General features: G+C 58.4%; 29 protein-coding genes. 9 read left to right on the top strand and 20 right to left on the bottom strand.

The features are described from left to right. Positions 1-56: 56 nt before the first annotated feature. Positions 57-323: a hypothetical protein gene (locus A3H92_09725; GenBank protein OHC74179.1), complete on the bottom strand. Its 267-nt coding sequence runs from the start codon at positions 321-323 to the stop codon at positions 57-59. A gap of 43 nt (positions 324-366) precedes the next feature. Here A3H92_09725 and A3H92_09720 point away from each other — a divergent pair, with 43 nt between their 5' ends. Both A3H92_09720 and A3H92_09715 read left to right on the top strand, forming a co-directional pair. Beyond that, the gene (locus tag A3H92_09720; protein ID OHC74178.1) at positions 367-1,209 is read left to right on the top strand and encodes a 3-methyl-2-oxobutanoate hydroxymethyltransferase; all 843 of its coding nucleotides are present in this window, start codon (positions 367-369) and stop codon (positions 1,207-1,209) included. Beyond that, on the top strand, positions 1,199-2,041 hold the full coding sequence (locus tag A3H92_09715; protein OHC74177.1) for a pantoate--beta-alanine ligase: 843 nt from the start codon (positions 1,199-1,201) through the stop codon (positions 2,039-2,041). The genes A3H92_09720 and A3H92_09715 overlap by 11 nt, the downstream gene beginning before the upstream one ends. A 13-nt stretch (positions 2,042-2,054) precedes the next feature. Here the strand turns inward: A3H92_09715 and A3H92_09710 are convergent, their stop codons facing one another. The 10 genes from A3H92_09710 to A3H92_09665 form a co-directional block, all read right to left on the bottom strand. Continuing rightward, complete coding sequence (locus tag A3H92_09710; GenBank protein ID OHC74176.1) at positions 2,055-2,456, bottom strand: clan AA aspartic protease; 402 nt, start codon at positions 2,454-2,456, stop codon at positions 2,055-2,057. 205 nt (positions 2,457-2,661) lie between these two features. Beyond that, positions 2,662-3,027: a nucleotidyltransferase gene (locus A3H92_09705; GenBank protein ID OHC74175.1), complete on the bottom strand. Its 366-nt coding sequence runs from the start codon at positions 3,025-3,027 to the stop codon at positions 2,662-2,664. Next, the gene (locus tag A3H92_09700; GenBank protein ID OHC74195.1) at positions 3,020-3,310 is read right to left on the bottom strand and encodes a DNA polymerase subunit beta; all 291 of its coding nucleotides are present in this window, start codon (positions 3,308-3,310) and stop codon (positions 3,020-3,022) included. The genes A3H92_09705 and A3H92_09700 overlap by 8 nt, the downstream gene beginning before the upstream one ends. Positions 3,311-3,377: 67 nt before the next feature. Continuing rightward, a complete protein-coding gene (locus A3H92_09695; protein OHC74174.1) occupies positions 3,378-4,316 on the bottom strand; it encodes a radical SAM protein in 939 nt (312 codons plus the stop codon). A 10-nt stretch (positions 4,317-4,326) separates the two neighbouring features. After that, positions 4,327-4,839, bottom strand: a complete 513-nt coding sequence (locus A3H92_09690) for a pyridoxamine 5'-phosphate oxidase (protein ID OHC74173.1) — start codon at positions 4,837-4,839, stop codon at positions 4,327-4,329. Between the two features lie 6 nt (positions 4,840-4,845). Beyond that, positions 4,846-5,514 carry a hypothetical protein gene (locus A3H92_09685; protein ID OHC74172.1) on the bottom strand — a complete coding sequence of 223 codons (669 nt, stop codon included), beginning with the start codon at positions 5,512-5,514 and terminating at the stop codon, positions 4,846-4,848. Between the two features lie 277 nt (positions 5,515-5,791). Further along, complete coding sequence (locus A3H92_09680; protein ID OHC74171.1) at positions 5,792-6,583, bottom strand: hypothetical protein; 792 nt, start codon at positions 6,581-6,583, stop codon at positions 5,792-5,794. A gap of 15 nt (positions 6,584-6,598) precedes the next feature. Then, positions 6,599-8,047, bottom strand: a complete 1,449-nt coding sequence (locus A3H92_09675) for a hypothetical protein (protein OHC74170.1) — start codon at positions 8,045-8,047, stop codon at positions 6,599-6,601. Then, the gene (locus A3H92_09670; protein OHC74169.1) at positions 8,040-8,618 is read right to left on the bottom strand and encodes a hypothetical protein; all 579 of its coding nucleotides are present in this window, start codon (positions 8,616-8,618) and stop codon (positions 8,040-8,042) included. Before A3H92_09670 ends, A3H92_09675 begins: the two co-directional genes overlap by 8 nt. Before the next feature lie 17 nt (positions 8,619-8,635). Further along, positions 8,636-9,244: a hypothetical protein gene (locus tag A3H92_09665; GenBank protein OHC74168.1), complete on the bottom strand. Its 609-nt coding sequence runs from the start codon at positions 9,242-9,244 to the stop codon at positions 8,636-8,638. A 125-nt stretch (positions 9,245-9,369) separates the two neighbouring features. Between A3H92_09665 and A3H92_09660 the strand changes: the two genes are divergently transcribed. Both A3H92_09660 and A3H92_09655 read left to right on the top strand, forming a co-directional pair. After that, positions 9,370-10,119, top strand: coding sequence for a hypothetical protein (locus A3H92_09660; protein ID OHC74167.1), 750 nt, complete (start codon positions 9,370-9,372; stop codon positions 10,117-10,119). After that, the gene (locus A3H92_09655) at positions 10,098-10,796 is read left to right on the top strand and encodes a hypothetical protein (GenBank protein OHC74166.1); all 699 of its coding nucleotides are present in this window, start codon (positions 10,098-10,100) and stop codon (positions 10,794-10,796) included. The genes A3H92_09660 and A3H92_09655 overlap by 22 nt, the downstream gene beginning before the upstream one ends. Before the next feature lie 20 nt (positions 10,797-10,816). On the opposite strand, the gene A3H92_09650 is transcribed toward A3H92_09655, so the two are convergent. After that, positions 10,817-11,071: a hypothetical protein gene (locus tag A3H92_09650; GenBank protein OHC74165.1), complete on the bottom strand. Its 255-nt coding sequence runs from the start codon at positions 11,069-11,071 to the stop codon at positions 10,817-10,819. Further along, positions 11,055-11,345 (bottom strand): hypothetical protein, encoded by a 291-nt coding sequence (locus A3H92_09645; protein OHC74164.1) that lies wholly within the window; start codon positions 11,343-11,345, stop codon positions 11,055-11,057. The genes A3H92_09650 and A3H92_09645 overlap by 17 nt, the downstream gene beginning before the upstream one ends. A 139-nt stretch (positions 11,346-11,484) precedes the next feature. Between A3H92_09645 and A3H92_09640 the strand changes: the two genes are divergently transcribed. From A3H92_09640 to A3H92_09620, 5 genes are all read left to right on the top strand, one after another. Then, positions 11,485-11,748, top strand: a complete 264-nt coding sequence (locus tag A3H92_09640; protein ID OHC74163.1) for a hypothetical protein — start codon at positions 11,485-11,487, stop codon at positions 11,746-11,748. 160 nt (positions 11,749-11,908) lie between these two features. Next, positions 11,909-13,813, top strand: a complete 1,905-nt coding sequence (locus A3H92_09635) for a molecular chaperone HtpG (GenBank protein OHC74162.1) — start codon at positions 11,909-11,911, stop codon at positions 13,811-13,813. Between the two features lie 9 nt (positions 13,814-13,822). Next, on the top strand, positions 13,823-14,308 hold the full coding sequence (locus A3H92_09630; GenBank protein ID OHC74161.1) for a hypothetical protein: 486 nt from the start codon (positions 13,823-13,825) through the stop codon (positions 14,306-14,308). Between the two features lie 6 nt (positions 14,309-14,314). After that, positions 14,315-14,518 carry a hypothetical protein gene (locus A3H92_09625; GenBank protein OHC74160.1) on the top strand — a complete coding sequence of 68 codons (204 nt, stop codon included), beginning with the start codon at positions 14,315-14,317 and terminating at the stop codon, positions 14,516-14,518. A gap of 253 nt (positions 14,519-14,771) precedes the next feature. After that, a complete protein-coding gene (locus A3H92_09620) occupies positions 14,772-14,960 on the top strand; it encodes a hypothetical protein (GenBank protein OHC74159.1) in 189 nt (62 codons plus the stop codon). Positions 14,961-15,286: 326 nt separating this feature from the next. Here A3H92_09620 and A3H92_09615 read toward each other — a convergent pair whose 3' ends face one another. The 7 genes from A3H92_09615 to A3H92_09585 all read right to left on the bottom strand — a co-directional run bounded on the left by A3H92_09615 (position 15,287) and on the right by A3H92_09585 (position 21,302). Continuing rightward, a complete protein-coding gene (locus tag A3H92_09615; GenBank protein OHC74158.1) occupies positions 15,287-17,323 on the bottom strand; it encodes an elongation factor G in 2,037 nt (678 codons plus the stop codon). 80 nt (positions 17,324-17,403) lie between these two features. Continuing rightward, entirely contained in the window at positions 17,404-17,748 is a 345-nt protein-coding gene (locus A3H92_09610) for a hypothetical protein (GenBank protein ID OHC74157.1), read from the bottom strand. Then, positions 17,748-18,155, bottom strand: coding sequence for a hypothetical protein (locus A3H92_09605; protein OHC74194.1), 408 nt, complete (start codon positions 18,153-18,155; stop codon positions 17,748-17,750). Before A3H92_09605 ends, A3H92_09610 begins: the two co-directional genes overlap by 1 nt. A 227-nt stretch (positions 18,156-18,382) precedes the next feature. After that, the gene (locus A3H92_09600) at positions 18,383-19,585 is read right to left on the bottom strand and encodes an aspartate aminotransferase (protein ID OHC74156.1); all 1,203 of its coding nucleotides are present in this window, start codon (positions 19,583-19,585) and stop codon (positions 18,383-18,385) included. 33 nt (positions 19,586-19,618) lie between these two features. Next, positions 19,619-19,990, bottom strand: a complete 372-nt coding sequence (locus A3H92_09595; GenBank protein ID OHC74155.1) for an antitoxin — start codon at positions 19,988-19,990, stop codon at positions 19,619-19,621. Next, positions 19,983-20,282 carry a hypothetical protein gene (locus tag A3H92_09590; protein ID OHC74154.1) on the bottom strand — a complete coding sequence of 100 codons (300 nt, stop codon included), beginning with the start codon at positions 20,280-20,282 and terminating at the stop codon, positions 19,983-19,985. Before A3H92_09590 ends, A3H92_09595 begins: the two co-directional genes overlap by 8 nt. Before the next feature lie 54 nt (positions 20,283-20,336). After that, positions 20,337-21,302: a hypothetical protein gene (locus tag A3H92_09585; GenBank protein OHC74153.1), complete on the bottom strand. Its 966-nt coding sequence runs from the start codon at positions 21,300-21,302 to the stop codon at positions 20,337-20,339. Positions 21,303-21,320: the final 18 nt, after the last annotated feature.

Here is a 21,320-nt window from a genome sequence, read left to right as displayed (position 1 = left end):
TCTCCGGGTGAATTTTTCGTAATGTACTCCGTGACGGCGCAGAAGTGGATATGTTATTAGCGGTAATCAGGGCCAAGACTCATTAAATCCATGAATTCTGCGCGAAGCAGAAAAGGCGACCCGGCTATGAGAAGGCCGAAAAGCGTAGTATTTGCTACGGTTGAGGCCTTTGAAGACGTCCGGTCGCCTTTTCTGCCGCGCCCGAGAAGGGTGACATCAGAATGGCCGAATGGACGGCGGAAAATCGGCTCGCCGGGGGCCTTCAAGCCCGCCTTCGCCGATTCTCCTTGTCCCTCAGTCATTTTGATGTCACAGAATTTCATGAATTTAATGAGTTTTGGCCCTGGTAGTCTTGGAGAAAATATCTTGAGCGCAACCGGCGACAGGCGGGCGGTCACTATCACCGACATCAAGGGGCGCAAGGGTTCCGGCCCCATTGTCTGTCTTACCGCCTATACAAGTCTTACGGCGACGTTGCTGGACGAGCATGTTGACCTGTTGCTGGTAGGCGACTCGCTGGGCATGGTGCTGTACGGCATGGCCTCCACCGTCGGCGTTACTCTGGAAATGATGATCGCCCACGGTCAAGCGGTGATGCGCGGCGCGAAGAAGGCTTGCGTCATCGTCGATATGCCCTTTGGTTCCTATCAGGAATCCCCGGAAGCCGCTTTCCGCTCGTGCGCCCGCGTAATGAAAGAGGTCGGCTGCGCCGGCGTCAAGCTGGAAGGCGGTGTCGAGATGGCCCCCACCATCAGCTTTTTGACCAAGCGCGGCATTCCGGTGATGGGACATGTGGGGTTGCTTCCCCAATCCGTTAACATCATCGGGGGCTATCGGCCCCGTGGCCGCGATAAAAAAGAGGCGGCGGCAATTCTCGCCGACGCCGAAGCGGTGGCCGACGCCGGAGCCTTCGCCATGGTCATTGAAGGCACGATGGAGCCGTTGGCCCGCAAGATCACCAGGACCGTCGCCATCCCCACCATCGGCATCGGCGCTTCGCCGGCTTGCGACGGCCAGATTCTGGTCACCGAGGACCTAGTCGGTTTGTTCAGCGAGTTTCGCCCCAGGTTCGTCAAGCGTTACGGCGAACTGGGCCTGATGATCGCCGACGCCGCCAAGGCCTACGCAGACGATGTGCGCGCCGGTCGTTTCCCGACGTTGGACCACTGTTTTCAGGCCAAATCCGGCAAGGACGGCGATGGCGATTGACATCGTCCGCACGGTCAAAGACCTGCGGGACCGCGTTCACGCATGGCGCGGCGAGGGCCTCGCCGTCGGTCTGGTTCCGACCATGGGCGGCCTGCACGAGGGCCACCTGTCGCTGGTTCGTCTGTCGCTGAAAAAGACCGAGCGCACCATCGTTACGATTTTCGTTAACCCCAAACAGTTCAGCGAAGGCGAAGACTTTGCCGTCTACCCCCGCCATGAGGACGCCGACGCCGCCCTGTTGACCGGCGCCGGCGCTCACCTGTTGTTCGCCCCGACCACGCAAGAGATGTATGCCGACGGTTACGCAAGCTGCGTCTCGGTTCCCGGCATCGGCGCCATACTGGAAGGCGAGCATCGCCCCGGCTTCTTTACCGGCGTCGCCACCGTGGTCGCCAAGCTTTTGCTACAGGCATTGCCCGACTCCGCTTTCTTCGGCGAAAAGGATTACCAGCAGCTTTTGGTCATCAGGCGCATGGTCGACGATTTGAATATCCCGGTAGCCATCCGCTCCGGCCCGACGGTGCGCGAGGCCGACGGCCTGGCTATGTCGTCCCGCAATGCTTACCTGACGGCGAAAGAGCGCCTGATCGCTCCCGCCCTGTACGCCGTCCTGACCTCTGTCGCCGGCAACGTAGCGGACGGGGCGGCTATTGACGACCAGACCGCTCTTGGCCGCCTACGGCTTATCGAGGCGGGGTTTGCCGCCGTTGATTACCTTGAGGTCCGCGACGCCGAAACCCTGGCCGCCGCCGAAGTTCCCGGCCACCCGGCTCGGGCGCTGGCCGCCGTTCGCCTGGGCAAGACCCGTCTTATCGATAACGTCGCCCTATAATGCCGGCGGCCGCTCAATCCTGATGCGCTTTGAACCCCAGGGCCAGGGATAAAGCGATATTCGGGCTGGCCGGATTGACGGTGATCTTCCGGCGGGCCGGATCGACGACAATATCCATGTCCTCAAGGGGAATTGCGCCCAGCAGGACCTGATCTCCGAGAATAAGAGCGCCGGTCAGGCAATGGCGACCGAAGACCTCGATTTGAATCGGCCCGGCGTAATCAACCAGATGAGATTTGCCGTCCGCCGTTTTTGCCTCGCGTTGCTCAACGATCTTAAGGCCAAGCTGCACGGCAACGTGCTCAGGGATGCAAAGGTGCAAAGCGCCCGTATCCACGACCGCCTTGGCGTTGATCTCTTCGAGATCGGGGCGGGACGGGTTGGACAGTCTCAGGTCGGCGTAGATGATGCCCATCGGAGTTCAGCCTCCTTGATATCGCCTTATTCTCGCATTTTCCCGCCCCGCCGGTCAACCGGCGCTGTCTTTGCGGGGTCATGTTCCGCCCAGAATTTCCCAATGTTTTACTGCGTGTCCGTCTAACGCGAAGAGAAAACCTTCCCTAAGGCGACGTCTATAAAAAGTCGGATCATAGCTGCGAGGGTAAGTTTCTGTTTCCCGGTTATGGAGCCAGCTTCTTCAGTTCGCGCAGGTGGGAGAGCAGACCGGGAATGTCATCTTGAACGATGCTCCACAAAGTGTCGTTGTCAATGCCGAGATAGCCGTGAATCAGCCGGTTGCGGGTAGCGATGATCTGTCGCCAGGGAATTGAGGTGGCGGCGTCACGCACGGACTGGGGGATGTGAGTGGCGGCTTCGCCGATCAGTTCCAGGTTGCGGATGGTGGCGTCGTAAGATTTGCAATCGGCCTCGAACCCGGCTTGATCCAGTTTCCTGGTGTAGGCAATAACCTTCTCGGCGCAAGTAATCATGTCGTCCAGGAAGAATCGCCATTCTCGTTCCGGCGTTTTCGGCTTTGAATCAGACATGAATGGCTTCCCGCTCAATACGGGGGCGCAATTCCGGGCGCAGGGCCTTTTCCGTCACCAAGTCCACCGGGCGACCAAAAATATCTTCCAGATAGAATTGCACACCGAAATAGCGGACTGACGTGGCCGGTCCGTCGAAGTCCACCAAGATATCCATGTCGCTGTCGTCGCGTCCGGCATCCCGCGCCAGCGATCCGAACAAGGCCAGACGGGTGACGCCAAACTGTCGAGCCAACTCGCCCTTGTGCCTCGCCAGCAGTTCCAATACCCGTGATCGATTCATGGTTTCTACAGCCATGGTTGACACCATAAGCCGAAATGACCTTGCCGTCAAAGAAAGCCGCCGGGGCTTAGGTCATTCGCATCTTGAGGTAGCCGAGGGCGGCGGTTATCAGTTCCGCCGGGCGGTAGCGTTTGCGGATCGAGCAGGCATCGCAAATATCATGGTCGATGGAGCTTTTCTCACGAAGCCTCAAGGCGTCGCGCAGACTCATATCGGCAACGTGGCCGAGCGGGCGGCTGTGGGCGATATCATTGAAGCAATACATATACTCGCCAAGGGCCGAGATCAGAAAATCCGTATTGCGGGGGATGCACTTGTAGCGATTGAACAGCCATTGGGCCGCTATCTCGCGGGCGCTGGGCACAAAATCAAGCTCCTGGCTGTGCAGATCAAAGTCGCGGATAATGCCCCTCAGGTCCTTGTAGCTTTGCGTGGCGTCGTGAAACGTCCCGGCGCGGTCATACAGCGACGGCGACATGGTAAGGTTCTTGATTCCAAGCCCGTGCAGCCATTTTATGGTCGTGGGCAGGGTTGCCAGACATTCGGGCATCGGCGTCAGGCTGATGGCCAGTTTGGTTTTTTTCAGGCGCCGGACGGCAAGGGCGATGTTGTCCATGACCAGCTCACAGTCAAGGTTAACGTGAACGCGCTCATAGATTTCGCGGGTGGTGCTGGAAAAAGAGATAATCAATGTGCCGACGACGCCGTCCAGCAGGTCCAGCCTGTCGGCGTCCAGCAGTTGGCCGTTGCTCACCATGTCGAAATTCAGGGGGTGCTCGCGGACCATGCCGATGAATTCTTCAAAGCGGGGGTGAGTGGTCGGTTCGCCGTAGCCGGCGATCACCGCGCGAAACGCCTCGGCGGGAGAAAGCCGGTCAAGAACCTGCCTGAAAGTGCCGATATCCATCACCAGCAAGTCGGGGATTTTGTCGCGTGGACACATCACGCAGGCGGCATTGCACTTGCTGGTCCACTCAATGTTGACGGCGATGCGATACTTGGCCATGGCCCTGGGCTTATTCCGGCGCCGGGATGAGGCGCGGAACGTATTTCGAGCAGTTGGGAACCACCAGTTCGATATCGACGGTCACCACCCTTGGGGCGTCGGTAAAAAGGGCCAAAATATCACCCTTGTCGTGGATGGCGGCGCGTCCGTTGACGCGCAGGCGGGAGCCGTCATTAAAGTCGATGAAAAGAATCCCGACCTGGGGATTTTCCAGGATATTGCCGAGGCTCATGAAAGCGCCGTTGCCGTTAAAATCGGCAAAAGCCATGCGATCCGGCGCCGACATGCGAATCAGTCCCGGCCCGCCGCCCTTGAACGAGCAGTCGCAACGGCCTTGTTTGTCGCCGGTGGCCAGAAAAAAGAAAGGCGCTGATTCGATGCGCTGATGCAGTTTCTCGGGGATGGCGTTCCACAACAGCCTGTTGACTCGCGCCTCGTCCCAGATGGCGGGGTCGCCCCAGGTTTTCTGGGCGCGCAGTTCGCCTTCGTGGAATATTTTCCGTTGCGTCGGGTCGTTCGCCATATGCGCCTATTTGATGGCCTGTTTATTGAGTCTCGCTTCCAGCACCTTTGCCGTGTTTTCAAGCTTGCCGGTGCGGTCGGCGAGAAATTCGACGAATTTGTCCATGTCGCCGCCTTGCGCGCCCATCACGGAAGTGAACTCGGAACGGTGAGAAATGATAAGGCTTACATGATCGACCATAAGGTCAACAATTTTCAGGCCGTTACTGCCCTTGCGAACGGTGAAGCCGAGCGCAACGTCCTTGTTTTCCTTGTGGGGGATATGAATCAGGGTATCGACGGAAGCTTCGTTGTCCTTGCCCATTGTGACCTTGACGACGTTCAGTTTAACATTTTCAACAATCCAGGACTTGGCGGCGTAGTTGGCGACGATATAAGTCTCGAATTGGTCAAGGTAACGCTTCTGTTGTTCCTTGGTCGCCTGATCCCAGAAACGCCCGATTACGAATTTGGCGATTCCGTTAAGGGCGAATGATTCGGTCAGCAGCTTGCGAAACCTGGCGTAACGCTCTTCACGATTTTCCACTCCGAATGTTCGGATGGCTTCGTTTCCCTTTATTTCGATGAACAGGCGTGCTTCCTCGCTGATGTCCGCCGCCTGCGCCGGCCGACCGATCAAGGATGCGGCAAGAACGCCGACGCACAGAACCGAAAGTAAAAGCCGTTTGCCGGTCATCTGTGGTTGTCTCCTGATCTTTCGGGATTAGAGCATTTAAAGATTGATTAGAATCGGCTGCGCCGGAGGTATTTTTTGGCGCGGGCAGGAAAAGGGCGTAGCGCGTAGCGGCCACTACGGGCAAGCCCTTTGACAAACCCGCGCCGAAAAAGACCCCGGCCCTTCGGGTTGCGCCTTGGCGGACGCCCGCTTCGTTGCGCCGTTCGACCGATGCTTTTGCATCGCTCTTCACGGCGCGCCTGGCGGATCGCCTCGCCAATGCGCAACGCAGATGATCCTAATCAATCTTTAAGTGCTCTACCCCCGCCAACTGGAAAATAAGATTTGAATCGATAACGCCGGGAAACAGGCGTTGCACCAGAACGAAAATACGCTCCGGCCCCATCGGATATACCGAGCGTTTATCCTTCTCGATGCCGGCGACGATGCTCTTGGCGACTTTCTCCGGGGTATCAAAAGCCATATTGAACGGCGCAATCAGATGCTCGAATTTCCTGGAAGCGGGCGTTCTGGTCGCTCGCGGCGCCACATAGGTGACGCCGATGTCCTTGACGTGAAATTCCCGCCGCAAGGCGTCGGAGAATCCCCTGATGCCGAACTTGGTGGCGGAATAGGCGGCGAACAACGGGAAAGCGATATCGCCGAACATGGAACCGATATTGACCACCCTTGACGGGGCCGATGATTCAAGCAGGTCGGCAAGGTCGCGCACCAGCGCCATCGGCGCCACCAGATTAACGTCCGTCATCAGGCGAAGAGCTTCATCGGAAGTCCGGGTGATCGGCTCAACATTGATGGCTCCGGCATTGTTGATAAGCAGGTTCAGGCGACCGAAATTCTGCGTAACGGCTTGAACCATGGCGGCGCGATCATTGACATTGGTGACATCGGCCACAATCGGGACGGCCTTGGCCGGGTCATCGAGCATAGACATGGTTTCCTCCAGACCTTCCCGCCGAAGGTCGGCAAGGATCAGCCGCGCTCCTTTAGCCGCCAGGGCGACGGCCAGCGCTTGGCCTATGCCGGAACCGGCGCCGGTGAGAAGCGTACACGCGCCTTCAAGCCTCATAGGAATTCTCCTTCGTCATGGACACAGATCCCCGGCAAAATGTTCGGCAATATTCTTTCGGCGCGGCTGGCCGTTCATGGTCAGCAGTTCATTGTCCCGCAACGATTCCTCGCCGGTAATGATGTGACGTCCGGGACGGGCATATTCGGGGGCCTCCGCACAAAGACTTGTCAGCAGACCGGATACTTCTTCGTCGTTGATTTTCGCAAACCAGTCGGCGCCCGCCGGAGACGGCGCCACAATCGCCGTCAGAGTCGAATGTCCGTGGCCGGTGACAATGCACCGGCTGATCCTTGGGTCGGCGAGGATCAATCCTTCGATCCATTCCGGGCTGACGTTTCGTCCGGCGGAGGTTACCAGGACATTGTCTTTTCGTCCGTGGATGGTCAGGAACCCGTTGCCGTCAAGGCTGCCGAGGTCGCCCGTGCGCCACTTGTCGGCGGGTTTCGGGCCGTGAAGGTAGCCGTCCATCACCGTCGGCCCGGCGACGACGATCTCCCCGTCCTCAATGGTTACCTTTACCCCGCTGATCGGAACGCCGACCGTGCCGGCGATCCGGCCTTGCGGACGGTTCATGGCGACGACCGAGCAACATTCCGACAAGCCGTATCCCTCGTGTACGGGAATGCCTCGACGCCATGCCGCCTCAGCCAGGGCCGGAGGAACCGGAGCGCCGCCGACCGCTACCAATCTCAATGATGCCGGGGCCTTTTTAGCGCTCGCCGTCAGTCCTATGGTCCAGACTTTCAGCAAATCAGGCGTCAGCACGCTGACGGTCGGCCGGAAACGCTCGGTCGCTTCGATCAGGGGGGCGGGGTCGCCCTTGGCGCAGGAGGCTGCCGCTTCTTTGGCGATATAAACCGGAGCGCCGGCCAGCAACGGAGCGCATATGCCGCAGATTCGCTCCAGCAGCAGGGAAAACGGCAGAACCGAAAGGTAGCGGTCCTCTTGCGTCGCGGTTACGGCTTGAGAAATCGCGGCGGCGCTCCGGTTGATTTGCCGTTCTCCCAGACGCACTCCCTTCGGTTGTCCGGTGGCGCCGGAAGTATAAATTATGCAGCCGGAAGGTTGGGCCGCCTCGACATCAAGCGGAGCGCTTTCCAGGTCGATCAGGCCGTAGGGAACTCCCATCGCCGAGACGGTTTTTACTAACGGCGGGATGGTGAGAATGTATCCTACTTTTGCGTCCTTGATGATGTGCGCCAGTTGTTGCGGCGAGAAAAAGACCGGCAACGGAACGACGGTTTTTCCCGCATGGCTCAAAGCCAGATCGGCGATGATCCATTCAATGCAGTTGGGAGCGAAGATTCCTATTACCTGACGAAGACCGGCGACTCTTCGGCCAAGCCCTCCGGCAAATCCGCACAGTTCCCGATAGGTCAGGGTTCGTTCGTCTTCAACCAGCGCCGTAGCGTCAGGGCGATGCCTGACATGCTCGCCGAGGGCTTTCAGCACATCAAGCAAGGGCGGCCGCCCCCTCCGCCCGGTTGCCGCCGGAACCGAGAAGAACCATGTCGTCATGGATCGCCACTACCCTGGGGTCCGTGGCGTAGTAGGCGCCCCACTCGTCCGGATTGGGAACCTTGCTGATGTCGGCGGGGGCCATGTCCAGGACCGGAATTCCTGTCCGCCGCAGAGTCGTCCGCAAGCGGTCGGTCGCCGTAAAGAATGCCCAGGCGATTCCCTTTTCACGGCACATCTTTACGATATGTCGGATCAGAACCAGGGACATGCCCGCCTTGCGCCCGGCGAGGCAGGTAACTTCGGCGACCTGTTCGCGGATAACCGGCCGCTTCCATATATCGCTGAGCGCGTCTTCGATGGAGCCTTGCAGATAGCGCTCGGAGAAGAACGAATCATCGGCGAAGCGCAGACCGGCGGCGCAGACGACTTCTCCATTTTCATCGCGAAGGGCGACCAGCGTATTGGGGAACTCCCTCAGCACGGCGCCGTATTCCCGATGATAAACTTCGCGGATTTGTTCCTCGGCGGCGGCCCGCAGAGGGTGATCACGATCCATGGCGACAAAAAACATGATTGCCCGAAGCTCTTTTACAAAAGAACATACAAAATTTCGGATTTATCTTCGCCCTTGAAGCGGACCTGAACCAGCGTTCCCGCCTTGTCGAACCAAAGCTCGCGCTCCAGCTCGCCGTTGATCACATAATGGCGGGCGGCGACAGATGCGCCCTTCACCGTGACCGATTCATCGCCAAGGTCATCCACCGTCACTTTCATATGTTTGCCGTGCAGCGTATTCAGCAGGACGTTATGCTTGACGATCTCCGGGTTCCACAGGCTGGCGGGCATGATGCCGACCGGCGTTTTGTGAACTTCGCCGTTACCGTTGACCACCAACTGATCGCCTTCCGCCTGCGCCTTCAGCACATGGTTTGTGCCGTCGTCATTGCTGACGGTGGAGGTAACCAATAAATTGCCGTTGTTCCAGCCTTCGACGCCCTTGTGTTCGAATCGGTAAACGGTGATGAACGCCAGCTTCACGGCCACATCGGTCACGATGTCTACATTCAAAACGTCGCCGTTTTGTCTGAACTTCATGACGTGCGTGCCGATGGCGTCGCCTTCGCGCATTACGGTAAAGTTTAAATCATGAGGAGGAGGCAGACTCGCGGCAGGGGCCTTTGAAGCGAAACCGAACATGGCCGAAGCAAGAAGACAAACTGAAAGTATTGTGCGTTTATTCATGTTTAACTCCACAGACGATCCGATATCCGGCGGCGTTGATAAATCAGGCAAGATGAATGGCCGCTTAACAAAGGCCGGAATTGCGCCGGGCCGGGAGTATCCGTTATAAGCAAGGCGTCATGTCCATCAGGAAGCCCGAAGATTTCTACGAAAATTACGCCGGGTTCAAGGCCTATGAGCGGCAAGCCCTTCGTCCCAAGCATATTCGCTGGTATGACCGGGAGTTCTGGCTGCCGACCCGTTGTGATGCCTCCATGTCGGTTCTTGAGATCGGCTGCGGCGCCGGACATTTTCTCTCTTATCTGCGACACAAGGGCGTCACGAGGTTCACCGGCGTCGATCTCGACCCGAAAGTCGTTGAGTTCCTGGCGCCGGAAATCGCCGCTCATGTTCGCATCGCCGACATTCGGGAGGTCATCGCCGGCCATGATCCGGCCTCGCCCTTTGACCGCATCGCGATGCTTGACGCGCTGGAACATTTTTCGCCGTTCGAGGCGGTGAGGCTGTTGCAAAGCCTCAAGAGCATTTTGGCCGAGGACGGCCTGATCAACATCAGGGTTCCCAACCTGTCCTCGCCGTGGGGGCTTTCGCACCAGTACGGCGATCTGACCCACAAGGCCGCCTACACGCAAGACAGCCTCGCGCAGTTGGCGCAGGCTTCGGGATATGAGGCCGTCGCATTTCTGCCCCAGAAAAGAGGCAGCCCGTCCAAGCGGATTGTCGAGGATATTTTTCATGGCGTTCTGTCCCGGCTTCTGACCGAAGCCCCCGCTATCTGGAGCGCCAATTTCATCGGCGTCATCAAGCCATGCCCGACTCCGAACCGATAGATTTCTACGCCTCCGGGGCGACGAGCCGAACCTACGTTGCGCCTGTGGTCAAGCGTAAGCATCGCCGTCAGTTCGATGACATATTCTGGCGACCGGCCGAGTGCCGGAGCGATATGTCTTTTCTTGAAATCGGCTGCGGCAGCGGGCTTTTTCTGGCCTACCTCAAGGAAAAGGGGGCAAGGGATGTCGTCGGCGTCGATCAGGAAAAAAGAGTGAAGGATTACATGCCGCCCGATCTGGCGGCGCATGTCCTTACGACTACCGTTGATGATTATCTTTGTTCAAAGCCGGAGCGGACATTTCACCGCGTCGCCATGTTTGACGTTTTTGAACACTTCCCGCCGGAAGAAGGCGTCGCCCTTCTTGAACGGCTGCGCCGTTTCCTGACGCCGGACGGCAGGATCGTCATCCGGGTTCCGAACATGTCTTCGCCGTGGGGGCCGCGCCATCATTTCGGCGATCTCACCCATCGGGCGGCCTATACCCCCGACAGCCTTCGCCAGGCGGCGGCGGCGGCCGGATATGAACTTGTCCAAAGCCTTCCCGTCAGGCGCGGAAGAACATTGCAGCGTTTCCTGCAACGCCCCGTCGAGAAACTCGCCGGCCTTGTGCTGACGGAAAGCCCAAAAATATGGACGGCGACCTTCGTAGCGGTCCTCGCGCCCCGTTGTGCTTAGTTAGACCGCGTTCTTGAAGACTAATGGGATGCAATGTATTCCCTGAGCGCCTTGTTGATGGCCGTCTGGTATTTGTTGCTGTGGGCCTTGAACCAAGCCAACACGTCGGCGTCGAGACGGATAGTGACGGGTTCTTTGATCGGGCGGTAGAAGCGCCCTCTTTGCGCGTCGTTCCAATCGGCAACCTCGGGAATATCCGAAGTATCGATCTTGTCGTCAGGCGTGGCCGCCAGGGCGGCGAGTTCCTGCTTTTGCCGTTTAATCACCTTGCTCATAGCCAACCCTTTCCCGCTTACTCGCCTTGCGCGCCGAGATAATTCTTACGACCTCTCCGGCATCACTACCCCGATAGGTATGGGCCACCAGCAGCAGGACAACGCCGCCGACAAGGCCTATTGTCCGCCACCGTTCCTCATCGCCCTCAAAACGATCCTGTACGCTGATGTGCAGTGGATCGTCAAAAACCAACTTGGCCACCTCAAAGCTGACGCCATGCTTTGCCCGGTTTGCGATATCCTTGTCGTCATCCCACTCAATACGCATGGTCAGCTTCGCTTATTGTATGTACTCTATTGTACATACAGCGGTAGAGGCCGTCAACCCCAGGGATAGATACGCCTTAACAACACGCTTACCGCCGGGGTCATTTTCGGATATATTACCGGATAGATAGTTCGAGGAGGTTGCCGTGTCCGTTGCCCGGAAGAAAGCTGTCGCCTGCTACCGTCGCCGTTTGAAGCGGCATGGGATCATCCGCCTGGAAGTGCGGGTCCGCAAGGACGATGCCCCGCTGGTAAAGGGCGTGGTGAGCGCCCTTGCCGACCCCGACCGCGAAAGCGAGGCGCGCGCCTTGTTGCGTGAACGCTTCGGCGCCGGAAAGACGAAAGGATTAAAGGCATTGCTTGCCGCCGCGCCCTTTGACGGCATCGACCTTGAGCGCGAACACGGGTAATTATGTCCCCATAATTTAGTGTGAGCTAACCCCGGTTTTACGAACATCTTTAGAATGGGGTTATCCCGAAAGGGGGGCCGGGAGGGGTTGCGCCGGGAGGCGTTACGGCACATATCAGACGGAAATTCAGTTATCTCGGTTAAGGAGTTTTATCGACGTCATGAGCAAGGAAAAATTTACGTTTCAGGCGGAAGTCAGCAAGCTGCTGGAGATCGTCGCCGGTTCGCTTTACAGCCACAAGGAGATTTTTCTCCGCGAGTTGGCTTCCAACGCCTCGGATGCTTGCGACAAATTGCGCTACGCCGCCCTCACCGGACCGGAGTTGCTGGACGGCGGGGCCGATCTCGGGATCGAACTGTCCATCGACAAGAAAAAGCGCACCCTGACCATCTCTGATAACGGCATCGGCATGAATCATGACGATCTGGTGGATATGCTGGGCACCATCGCCCGCTCCGGCACCCAGGCTTTCATTGAACAGATCAAGGCCGGCGCCGAGTATGACAAGAAATCCAAGGACGGCATGGCCCTTATCGGGAAGTTCGGCGTCGGCTTTTACTCGTCGTTCATGGTGGCCGACACGGTGGAGGTTCTGACCCGCAAGGCGGGCGAGGACAAGGCCTGGCTGTGGACCTCGGACGGCAAGGGCGAATTCACCATCGACGCCGCCGAGCGCAAAACTCGCGGCGCCACCGTCACCTTGCACATGAAAAAAGGCGAAGACGAGTTTCTGGAGGAAATACGGCTTCAGACCATCATCAAGACTCATTCCGACCATATTCCGGTTCCTATCGTGCTTAAGGGCAAGGAGGGGGACAAGACGCTGAATACCGCCTCGGCCTTGTGGATGCGGGCTAAAAGCGACATCAGCGAAGATCAGTACAAGGAATTCTATCATCATGTCGGCCACACCTTTGACGATCCGTGGCTGACCATCCACAACGCGGTAGAGGGGGTGGTGTCCTACGCCAATCTGCTGTTTATTCCCTCGACCAGACCGTTTGACCTGTTTCAGTCCGACCGCAAGCAGCACGTCAAGCTTTACGTCAAGCGGGTGTTCATCACCGATGACTGCCAGGGGTTGCTGCCGTCTTATTTCCGTTTCCTGCGCGGCGTCGTCGACTCGGAAGACCTGACCCTCAACATCAGCCGCGAGATGCTCCAGCATGATCCCAAGCTGGCGAAGATTCGCTCCGGCCTGATCAAGCGCATCCTCGGCGAACTGAAGAAGAAGGCGGAGAAAAAGCCGGACGAATACGCCGAGTTCTGGGACAATTTCGGCGGCGTGTTCAAGGAAGGCATCTACGATGACTTTGAAAACCGCGACAGGATCATGGAACTCAGCCGCTTTCACTCCACCAACGGCGACGGGCCGGTGAGCCTGGAAGACTATGCGGGCCGCATCAAGGAAGGGCAGGACTCGATCTTTTATATCACCGGCGACGATCTGGAGCAGTTAAAGCAAAGTCCGCAACTGGAAGGGTTCAGGGACCGTGGGGTCGAGGTGCTGTTGCTTACCGACCCGGTTGACGAGTTCTGGATTTCAGCCGCCGTAAAATACAAGGAAAAGGCCTTCAAGTCGGCGACGCGCGGCGGCGCCGACCTGTCCAAGATCGCGGGCAAAAAAGCCGACGGCGACAAGGCCGATAAAGACGAGGACAAGACCGCCAAAAAGAATACGCCCGACATGGATAAGTTGATCGCCGCCTTCAAATCGGCGCTGGGCGAATCGGTCAAGGACGTGCGCGTCTCGGAACGTCTCACTGACAGCCCCGTCTGTCTGGTCGCCGCCGAAGGCGACATGGACATGCACCTGGAACGTATGCTGAAACAGCATCAGCAACTGGGCGCCGGCGTGACCTCCAGGCGTATCCTTGAGGTGAATCCCGGCCATCCGCTGATCGGGAAGCTGGCCGAACTGGCCGGCGCCGGCGACAGCAGTTCGTTGTCCGACGCCGCTCATCTGCTGCTGGATCAGGCGCGTATCGTCGAGGGCGAAACGGTGCCTGACGCCGCCGCTTTTTCAAAGCGCCTGGCCAAGGTCCTGGAGAAGGGGTTGATGTAGGCCGCTAAGATGATGACTCACGGCGCGCATCATAATTTGACTTTCGGGCTGATCGCCGATGCCTGGGCGCGGGAGGTCGCCGCTGCCCGCGACGAGGTTCTGCACCGCTTGCTTCAGGCGGCATGGATGGGCGAGTTTGAAGCCGGCGGCGAGAGCATGCTTTCCATCGTGCTGCCGGGTCACGCGCTGGAGCCGGGCGCGGCGGCGGGCGCTGACGGCGAAGTTCCCGACCTTGACGGCGCCGTCGCCCTGACCCGCAGGGGGCTGGTCCGGGTGCTGGAGTTGAAAGGCATATTGCCGCCGCTGCCTGCGCTGAGAGTCGAGGCTGACGAAGAAATGTTCGCCGCGCTGGCGGCCTTGCCTCCGGCCCAATTCGGCAATCTGGTGCGCATGGCTTATCTTGAAGCGATGATCGTCTCCAGGGACGATTTCGGCCGATGGTGCGACCGGCGGGAGTATGATCGGCCGGCGTTCTGGTTCACCGGGGAGGGGTAAACGAACATGGCTTTTGACCCATCAAGGGCATTCACCGAATCATCGGGAAAAACGGCGGCGATTCTCGGCATCGTCGCCTTATTGGCGGTGCTGGCGGCTTTCGCCGTCCGCATGTTCGGGTTTCAAAAGAAATTTCCCGGCCCGCCGCTGATGGGAGACAGAAACGGCGATGAGCCTGCGCCTTCAGGGGATAAGGACGAGTCGGCGTGACGTCAAAAGGCGAAAAATTATTTTTCGCGTAACCAATTGTTAAGGTTGTCGGTGGAAAGTAGGAGGCGTCAGGCATGCGGGTCCTGGGAAACCTACATATTGACGTCGCGGTAGCGACGTCCCTGACGCCTCCAGGAGCCGGCCAGGCCCCCTTTTGCACCGGAAAGCAGCTCTTTCACCGCGCTGCCCTTCGCCGAAGGCGTACCCTGGGCAGAGATTCACCTTCGGGCCTAAGCAGCCGCAGCCCACGCCTTTGAAGCCTCGTCGCCGGGGCGTCTTCCAGCGCAAACCGCCGAAACGGGAAACCATGATCGCCTACGGACATAAGTCCGAAATCGTGAATCTGAACGGTCCCCACAGGGGAGGAAACGACAAATTCACGAACAATCCGTCTCCCGAAGGAGACGCGGCCCCCCGCCCGGTAACCGAACCGGCGTCATGAGAGCAAAAGCCCCAATCAGCCCAATCGACCACCTTAAATCCAAAGTCCGCCCGGCGCAGGCGCCGACAAGACCCTGGAGCAACCAGCCCCCGCCAACGCGACAAAACCCGGAAGGATTCATTGCGTAACTGCAAGAACTCGTCACATCGACGCTTTCTTATGCAGGCTATATGCTGAGTATTTCAATATTGATTTTCAATAAAAAAATGCAGTTAAATAAACTTTTCTGTGTATAATTTTACTATATTTACACATTCAACCCACAAGTTATCCACACAACAATACACATTCTTAGAAGATATAGTGGGGGGCGCTTATGAAAAACCCTAATGTTGCTGCAAGGCTTCGGCGCGGGCGGCCGTCACCTGATCGGCGTCCCGGCCGAACAGTTCCTGAAGATGGTCGAACGCCCAACTGAATGAGCCGACGCCCAGCGTCATCGAGCGCAGGTCGACGATCAGGTCGTGCATTTCCGCCTGCGGCAGTTGCACGGCAACCTCGTCCCAGCCGTTCCAGCCGGGCTTGGCGTCAAAGCCGAGGATCTGGCCCCTTCGCCCGCTGACCAGACGCTGAACTTTGGAAGTGAACTCGTTGGGAAGGGATATATCCACCTTGAAGACGGGTTCCAGCAGCACCGGGCCGCATTTGGGCATGCCTTCGCGCATGGCCAACTGGGCGGCGGCTCTGAACGCCATGTCGGAGCTGTCGACCGTATGGTATTGGCCGTCGGTCAGTGTCACCGACAGGTCCACCACATGGAAGCCCAACGGGCCGCGCTTCATATAGTCGATTATTCCGGCCTCGATAGAGGAAAAGTAATTCCTGGGCACGGCGCCGCCGGAGATGGTTTCCTTGAACTGAAATCCCGAGCCGCGAGGCAACGGCTTGATGTCCACATGGATGTCGGCGAACTGGCCGTGACCGCCGCTTTGCTTCTTGTGGCGGGCATGTTGGGAGGTCGATTTGCTGATGGTTTCCTTGTAGGGAATCTGGGGGCGACGGGTGTTTACCTCCATGCGGACGCGGTTCTTCAGGCGGTCGATGGCGATCAGAAGATGCATCTCGCCCTGACCCCACAGCAGCAGCTCGTTGGTATCCTTGTTCATCTCACAGGACAGCGAGGGGTCTTCCTCCGTCAGCTTGGCCAGCGCCCCGCCGAGCTTGACCTCGTCGGCCCGGTTCACGGCGTGGACAGCCAGTGAAAACAGAGGCTTCAACGGCTCCGGCCAGCATTTCGTCCTGTTCTTGCCCGATATGGACAGCATGTCGCCGGTGGCGACATCTTCCATGCGGCCCAGCGCCGCGACCTCGCCGGCGCCGGCGACGGTTGTCTTGTCCTGCTTCTGGCCGAGCAGGCGATAAATGCCGCTGATGCGCGAGTCGCCGAGAGTCATGCCGTCGGACAATTCGCCGGTCAGGACGCGGACCAGCGACAGCTTTCCCGAGTGGCCGGCATGAACGGATTTGAATACCTGGGCCGTCGGCCCGCCGTCGGCGGCGTCAACGCCCAACCTCGCCGCCGCCCGCAATACTTCCGGCGTCTCATGGCGCAGCGCCTTGAGCAGGCGGCGCACGCCGTTATTCTGTTCGGCGGAGCCGAAAAATACCGGAACGATCAAGGCCTGCCGGAAGGCCTTGGACATGTAGCCGTAAGTTTCATCTTGCGAGGGGACATTTTCTTCCAGCAGGTCTTCCAGCAGCATGTCATCGAAGTTGGAAAGGGCCTCCAGCATGGTGGCGCGGGCCAGTTTAAGGTCGTCTTTCGAGGCGTCGGGAACGTCGATTTGCGCGGAAGTTTCCCCCGCCTTCCACCTGAAGGCCCGTTGCAGAACCATGTCGATATGGCCGGTGATCCTGTCGCCCTCGCGCATCGGGATGCAGCGCAACACCAGCGGACGACCGGACACCGTCTGCAAGGCTTTCAGCATCTCGCGGGCGCTGACCATCTCGTGGTCCATCTTGTTGATAAAGATGATGTGAGGAATGTTTCTGTCTTCGAGGAACTTCAACAGGGGCGACACGATCAGCACCTTGCCGGGGTCGGGTTCGCAGACAACAATCGCCGTGTCCGCCACCATCAGGGCATTGACGGCGTCCTGGGACAATTCGACGGAGCCGGGACAGTCGATGAATGTCCATTTGTCGCCTTTGTAGTCGGCGGAGGCGACGTTCAATTCGGTGCTTATCCGGCGGGCGCGGGCTTCCGGCGAGCCGTCGCCGACGGCATTGCCTTCCTTGACGCCGCCCCTGCGGTTAACGGCGCCGCAACGCACCATGATGCTTTCCAGCAGCGTCGTCTTGCCGCTGAGATAAGGCCCGACAATGGCCGCGCAACGCGGCGCCGATGGTGTTTTTTTATCCACGAGTCCCCCCCCTTCCGGGGATCAATTCCCCCATGCTGAGTATTTTACAGCACTACCGCCCGTGGGGCAAATGATCGGCTTTAACACCCCGGCTTTTTCGTTTGCCGGCCGCTCTTCAGGGCGGCGGCGTGACTTCCCCGCTCATAAAACACCACCCCCACGCGGTCAATGTGCGCTTTCAGGCCTTTATGTTTCAGGCTTTCGTAATGCGTCACGTCGAACAGGTAAGGGGTGGGCAGGTTGTCGAGCGCTTCGCGCAAGTCCGCCGAGCAGTCGGCAGGACTGCTGAAAGCCAGATCAATATCCGAACCACGTTCATGGTTGCCCCTGGCGCGTGAACCGTAAATTTTAGCCCAGATAATTTCGGGATATTGTCGCAGGCAATCTTTGATAGCCGCCAGCGTTTCCACGCTTAAACCGAACATCAGGTCAGCCTTGCGAGCAGATATTGATGAAGCTGTTCCAGCCCCGTCATGTAGCGTCGGCAAATATGGTCCACCGCTTCGAGCGCTCGGGCTTCGTCATAGGTGTGCGCCATCAGGTTGCGGTCTTCGAGCATGTCTATCCACAGTTGGCCATCGGCGATGATGTCATTGGCAAAAGCCTGCTTGATGACTTCCCGTGGCAGTTTAACCTCGACGCCGTTGTACTTGAGGTAGTCCTTCATGGTTTTCCATGACAGTTCAAACGTCATTTCAAACGCCTTGACAAGCGCCATCTGGAACAGGTCATTATCGGGCGCTTGCGCGTTGGCTTGTACGGCGCGCCGTAACCGTTGATAAGCCGATTGCAGATTGTCAAAGCGCTGCTTCCAGCGAATATCTTCCGTCATGGCAATCCTTATAGCATCGGCCTCAATCATTTACCCACGGCAGCCCCGGCGCTTTCCCCTCCTTACGAAGGAGGGGGCAGGGGAGGCTGCCGCCGGCGCCCCCTCTAACTCCCCCTTCGAAAGGGGGAGAATTTTTAGAGTCATTCTTTACGGCTGCCAATATTACAATAGTCGCCTGATTCTTGATAGCACAACCGCGCTCTGTTCATCCGGCGCGGCAATCTCGTTCATGACAGCTTCCCGCACGCCCTCTGAATGCGTGCGCAGGCCTCCTTCAGCGTTTCCGTCGCAATAGCGTAGGATATCCTGAAGTGGGGGGACAGGCCGAAGGCCGATCCCTGGACGGCGGCGACGCCCTCTGATTCCAGCAGGTAGGCGACGAAGTCATCATCGGTTTTGATTGCCTTGCCGTCTTGGGTCTTCTTGCCGATGACGCCGGCGCACGAGGGATAAACGTAGAATGCTCCCTCCGGCGTAGGGCATGACAGGCCCTCCGTTTGGTTCATCATGTCAACCACCAGATCGCGGCGTTCCTTGAATACGGCGTTGTGCTTGGCGACGAAGTTCTGGGGACCGTTGATGGCGGCGACGGCGGCGGCCTGGCTGATTGACGAGGTGTGAGTGGTGCTTTGCGACTGCACCGTGTTCATCGCCTCGATCAGCTTTACCGCTCCGGCGGCGTAACCGACCCGCCATCCTGTCATGCAATAGGTCTTGGAGACGCCGTTCAGGGTCAGGGTGCGTTCGTACAGGCGAGGCTCCACCTGGGCCGGGGTGACAAACCTGAAGTCGTCGTAGACGAGATGTTCGTATATGTCGTCGGTCATTATCCACACATGGGGATGGCGCAGCAGCACGTCGGTGATCGCCTTCATGTCGTTTTTTGAATACCCGGCGCCGGTGGGGTTGGACGGCGAGTTGATAATCAGCCACTTGGTTCTGGCGGTGATCGCCTTTTCCAGGTCTTCGGGCCGGAGCTTGAAGCCGTTTTCCGCCGGACACGCCACGATCACCGGCGTCCCTTCCGCCAGCAACGCGATGTCCGGGTACGACACCCAGTAGGGCGCCGGGATGATCACCTCGTCGCCGGGGTCAAGGGTGGCCATCATGGCGTTGTAGATGGTCTGCTTGCCGCCGCAGCCGACGGTGATCTGGTCGGGCTTGTAGTCCAGTTCGTTGTCCCGTTTGAACTTGGCGCAGATGGCTTTGCGCAGCTCCGGCGTGCCCTGCACCGCCGTGTAGCGGGTTTCGCCCCGGTCCATGGCCGCCTTGGCCGCTTCCTTGATGTGTTCGGGGGTCTCGAAGTCCGGTTCGCCGGCGCCGAGGCTGATAACATCATGCCCGGCGGCCTTCATCTCGCGGGCCTTGGTGGAAATGGCGATGGTCGGGCTGGGCTGAATGCGGCTGAGCCGGGAGGCTATAAACGGCATGTTATCTCCGCGTTATGGTTGGTTGCAGGGCCATTATGGCAACTCTTCGATGATCTTGCGCACTGTGGCGATCAGGACAGGAATGTCAGTTCGGCAAATGCCGAAGACCTCTTCGGCGTCAATATCAAAGTACCCATGCGCAATCACATCCCGTACGCCTTTTACGCCGGACCACTCGACCTCCGGGTAACGCGCCAACAGTTTGCCCTCTGTCTTACGGTCAATCTGCTTAAAGGCTTCGCCTACCGCAATGAGGATCATGCAGATCGCATCCAGGCGATCATAGCCTTCCTCGCTTTGAGAAAAATCATCGGCGGATCGAATGTCTGCAAAGCGCCGGGGAATCCGCTCCAGCGCCTCCAGCACGTTTTCCAGCCGCTCACGCAACAGAGACGGGTCAGACATAGCGCGCCTCCTGCAATATCCGTTTTTTCAAGCTTGGGTTCATGCGCTCGCGCAACCGCACAACATCCACAGGGCAGGCCAACAAAGCCTCTAATTCCTGTTTCATTCGCACTGTGCGAAACAGGTTGGGGGCATCGGTCTTGAACACGATATCTACATCACTCTTCTTCCCGGACTCGTCCCGCGCCACCGAGCCGAACACTCCCAACGCGGTTATTCCATAGCGCTCGGCAAACTCCGCCTTGTGACGGCGCAATATCTCAAGAACCTCATCCCGTCGGGTTGCCGTCATATCCTCACCTTCACTATCGTCAGTCGCGCCATCTTATCCCTGCCTCCGGTGCGTTCACTTGATGTTGTCGGGGTCCATGGAGTGAACGAAGAAGTCGTGGCATTTGTCCTTCATGTCCTCGTTCCCCCGCCATCTCATCGCCGTCCTCGGATGCTGGTTGAGGTAGCCGCTGATCCCGTAGAGGTCGTTGAATCCCCATTCGATCTCCTTGCGCAGCGGGACGAACTCTTCCTCAATGACCTTATAGATCGGGCGGGCGTCGAACTTGGGGTTCTTCAGGAAGTTCAGCAGAAGCTCCAGGTTGCAGTTGCCCGCTCCCCTGCCGATGCCGTTGATGGTGGCGTCCAGCAGGTTCACCCCGTCGATAATCGCCTGCTGGGTGTTGGAAAAGGCCAATTGCTGATTATTGTGGGCATGGAAGCCCAGTTCCCTGTTCGGTGCGTGCTTTTTATACAGGTTCAGGTAATCGGTCACCTGCTCGGAATAATAGGCGCCGTAGCTATCCACCAGATACAGGTAATCCACTTCGTTGACTTCGTTGACCTGCTCAAGCGCCTCAATCAGATCGGTCCTGATCGACGCCGAGGAGGCCATGATATTGATGGTGGTCTGATAACCCAGGTCCTTGCAGCGCCTGGCGAGATCGATACCCTTGTCGATGTCGGCCACATAACAGGCGGTGCGGATCATTCCCACCGGCGTCTGGTCGGCGGCTTTCAACCCGGCGATATTCACCCGCCCGACGTCGAACATCACGGCGATCATCGGCGGATGTTCGCATTCGTGGGAGCCGACGATCCGGTTGAGGTCGTCGTCGTCACAGAAATTCCACGCCCCGTAGTCCTTGCGATTGTACTCGTCGCTTACCGCCAGCTTCTTGCCCAGTTCGACGATGTCAACGCCGGCGTCGCAGGCGGCGCGATAGACCGCCTTAACGAAATCCTCGGTGAAATGGTAATTGTTGATCAGCCCGCCGTCGCGGATCGTGCAGTCAAGGACCTTGATCTTCTCCCGAAACATCCGAATTACTCCCGGTTA

It is taken from the genome of Rhodospirillales bacterium RIFCSPLOWO2_02_FULL_58_16, from assembly GCA_001830425.1.
Taxonomy (GTDB): Bacteria; Pseudomonadota; Alphaproteobacteria; order Rhodospirillales; family 2-02-FULL-58-16; genus 2-02-FULL-58-16.
This window is presented reverse-complemented; position numbering and strand designations above follow the sequence as displayed.

Bases quoted from the DNA above. Each gene is read 5' to 3' on its own strand.
- A3H92_09725 (OHC74179.1), bottom strand. From the start codon at position 323: ATGAAATTCTGTGACATCAAAATGACTGAGGGACAAGGAGAATCGGCG.
- A3H92_09715 (OHC74177.1), top strand. From the start codon at position 1,199: ATGGCGATTGACATCGTCCGCACGGTCAAAGACCTGCGGGACCGCGTT.
- A3H92_09710 (OHC74176.1), bottom strand. From the start codon at position 2,456: ATGGGCATCATCTACGCCGACCTGAGACTGTCCAACCCGTCCCGCCCC.
- A3H92_09705 (OHC74175.1), bottom strand. From the start codon at position 3,027: ATGTCTGATTCAAAGCCGAAAACGCCGGAACGAGAATGGCGATTCTTC.
- A3H92_09700 (OHC74195.1), bottom strand. From the start codon at position 3,310: ATGAATCGATCACGGGTATTGGAACTGCTGGCGAGGCACAAGGGCGAG.
- A3H92_09695 (OHC74174.1), bottom strand. From the start codon at position 4,316: ATGGCCAAGTATCGCATCGCCGTCAACATTGAGTGGACCAGCAAGTGC.
- A3H92_09690 (OHC74173.1), bottom strand. From the start codon at position 4,839: ATGGCGAACGACCCGACGCAACGGAAAATATTCCACGAAGGCGAACTG.
- A3H92_09685 (OHC74172.1), bottom strand. From the start codon at position 5,514: ATGACCGGCAAACGGCTTTTACTTTCGGTTCTGTGCGTCGGCGTTCTT.
- A3H92_09680 (OHC74171.1), bottom strand. From the start codon at position 6,583: ATGAGGCTTGAAGGCGCGTGTACGCTTCTCACCGGCGCCGGTTCCGGC.
- A3H92_09670 (OHC74169.1), bottom strand. From the start codon at position 8,618: ATGTTTTTTGTCGCCATGGATCGTGATCACCCTCTGCGGGCCGCCGCC.
- A3H92_09665 (OHC74168.1), bottom strand. From the start codon at position 9,244: ATGTTCGGTTTCGCTTCAAAGGCCCCTGCCGCGAGTCTGCCTCCTCCT.
- A3H92_09655 (OHC74166.1), top strand. From the start codon at position 10,098: ATGCCCGACTCCGAACCGATAGATTTCTACGCCTCCGGGGCGACGAGC.
- A3H92_09650 (OHC74165.1), bottom strand. From the start codon at position 11,071: ATGAGCAAGGTGATTAAACGGCAAAAGCAGGAACTCGCCGCCCTGGCG.
- A3H92_09635 (OHC74162.1), top strand. From the start codon at position 11,909: ATGAGCAAGGAAAAATTTACGTTTCAGGCGGAAGTCAGCAAGCTGCTG.
- A3H92_09630 (OHC74161.1), top strand. From the start codon at position 13,823: ATGATGACTCACGGCGCGCATCATAATTTGACTTTCGGGCTGATCGCC.
- A3H92_09625 (OHC74160.1), top strand. From the start codon at position 14,315: ATGGCTTTTGACCCATCAAGGGCATTCACCGAATCATCGGGAAAAACG.
- A3H92_09610 (OHC74157.1), bottom strand. From the start codon at position 17,748: ATGTTCGGTTTAAGCGTGGAAACGCTGGCGGCTATCAAAGATTGCCTG.
- A3H92_09605 (OHC74194.1), bottom strand. From the start codon at position 18,155: ATGACGGAAGATATTCGCTGGAAGCAGCGCTTTGACAATCTGCAATCG.
- A3H92_09600 (OHC74156.1), bottom strand. From the start codon at position 19,585: ATGCCGTTTATAGCCTCCCGGCTCAGCCGCATTCAGCCCAGCCCGACC.
- A3H92_09595 (OHC74155.1), bottom strand. From the start codon at position 19,990: ATGTCTGACCCGTCTCTGTTGCGTGAGCGGCTGGAAAACGTGCTGGAG.
- A3H92_09590 (OHC74154.1), bottom strand. From the start codon at position 20,282: ATGACGGCAACCCGACGGGATGAGGTTCTTGAGATATTGCGCCGTCAC.
- A3H92_09585 (OHC74153.1), bottom strand. From the start codon at position 21,302: ATGTTTCGGGAGAAGATCAAGGTCCTTGACTGCACGATCCGCGACGGC.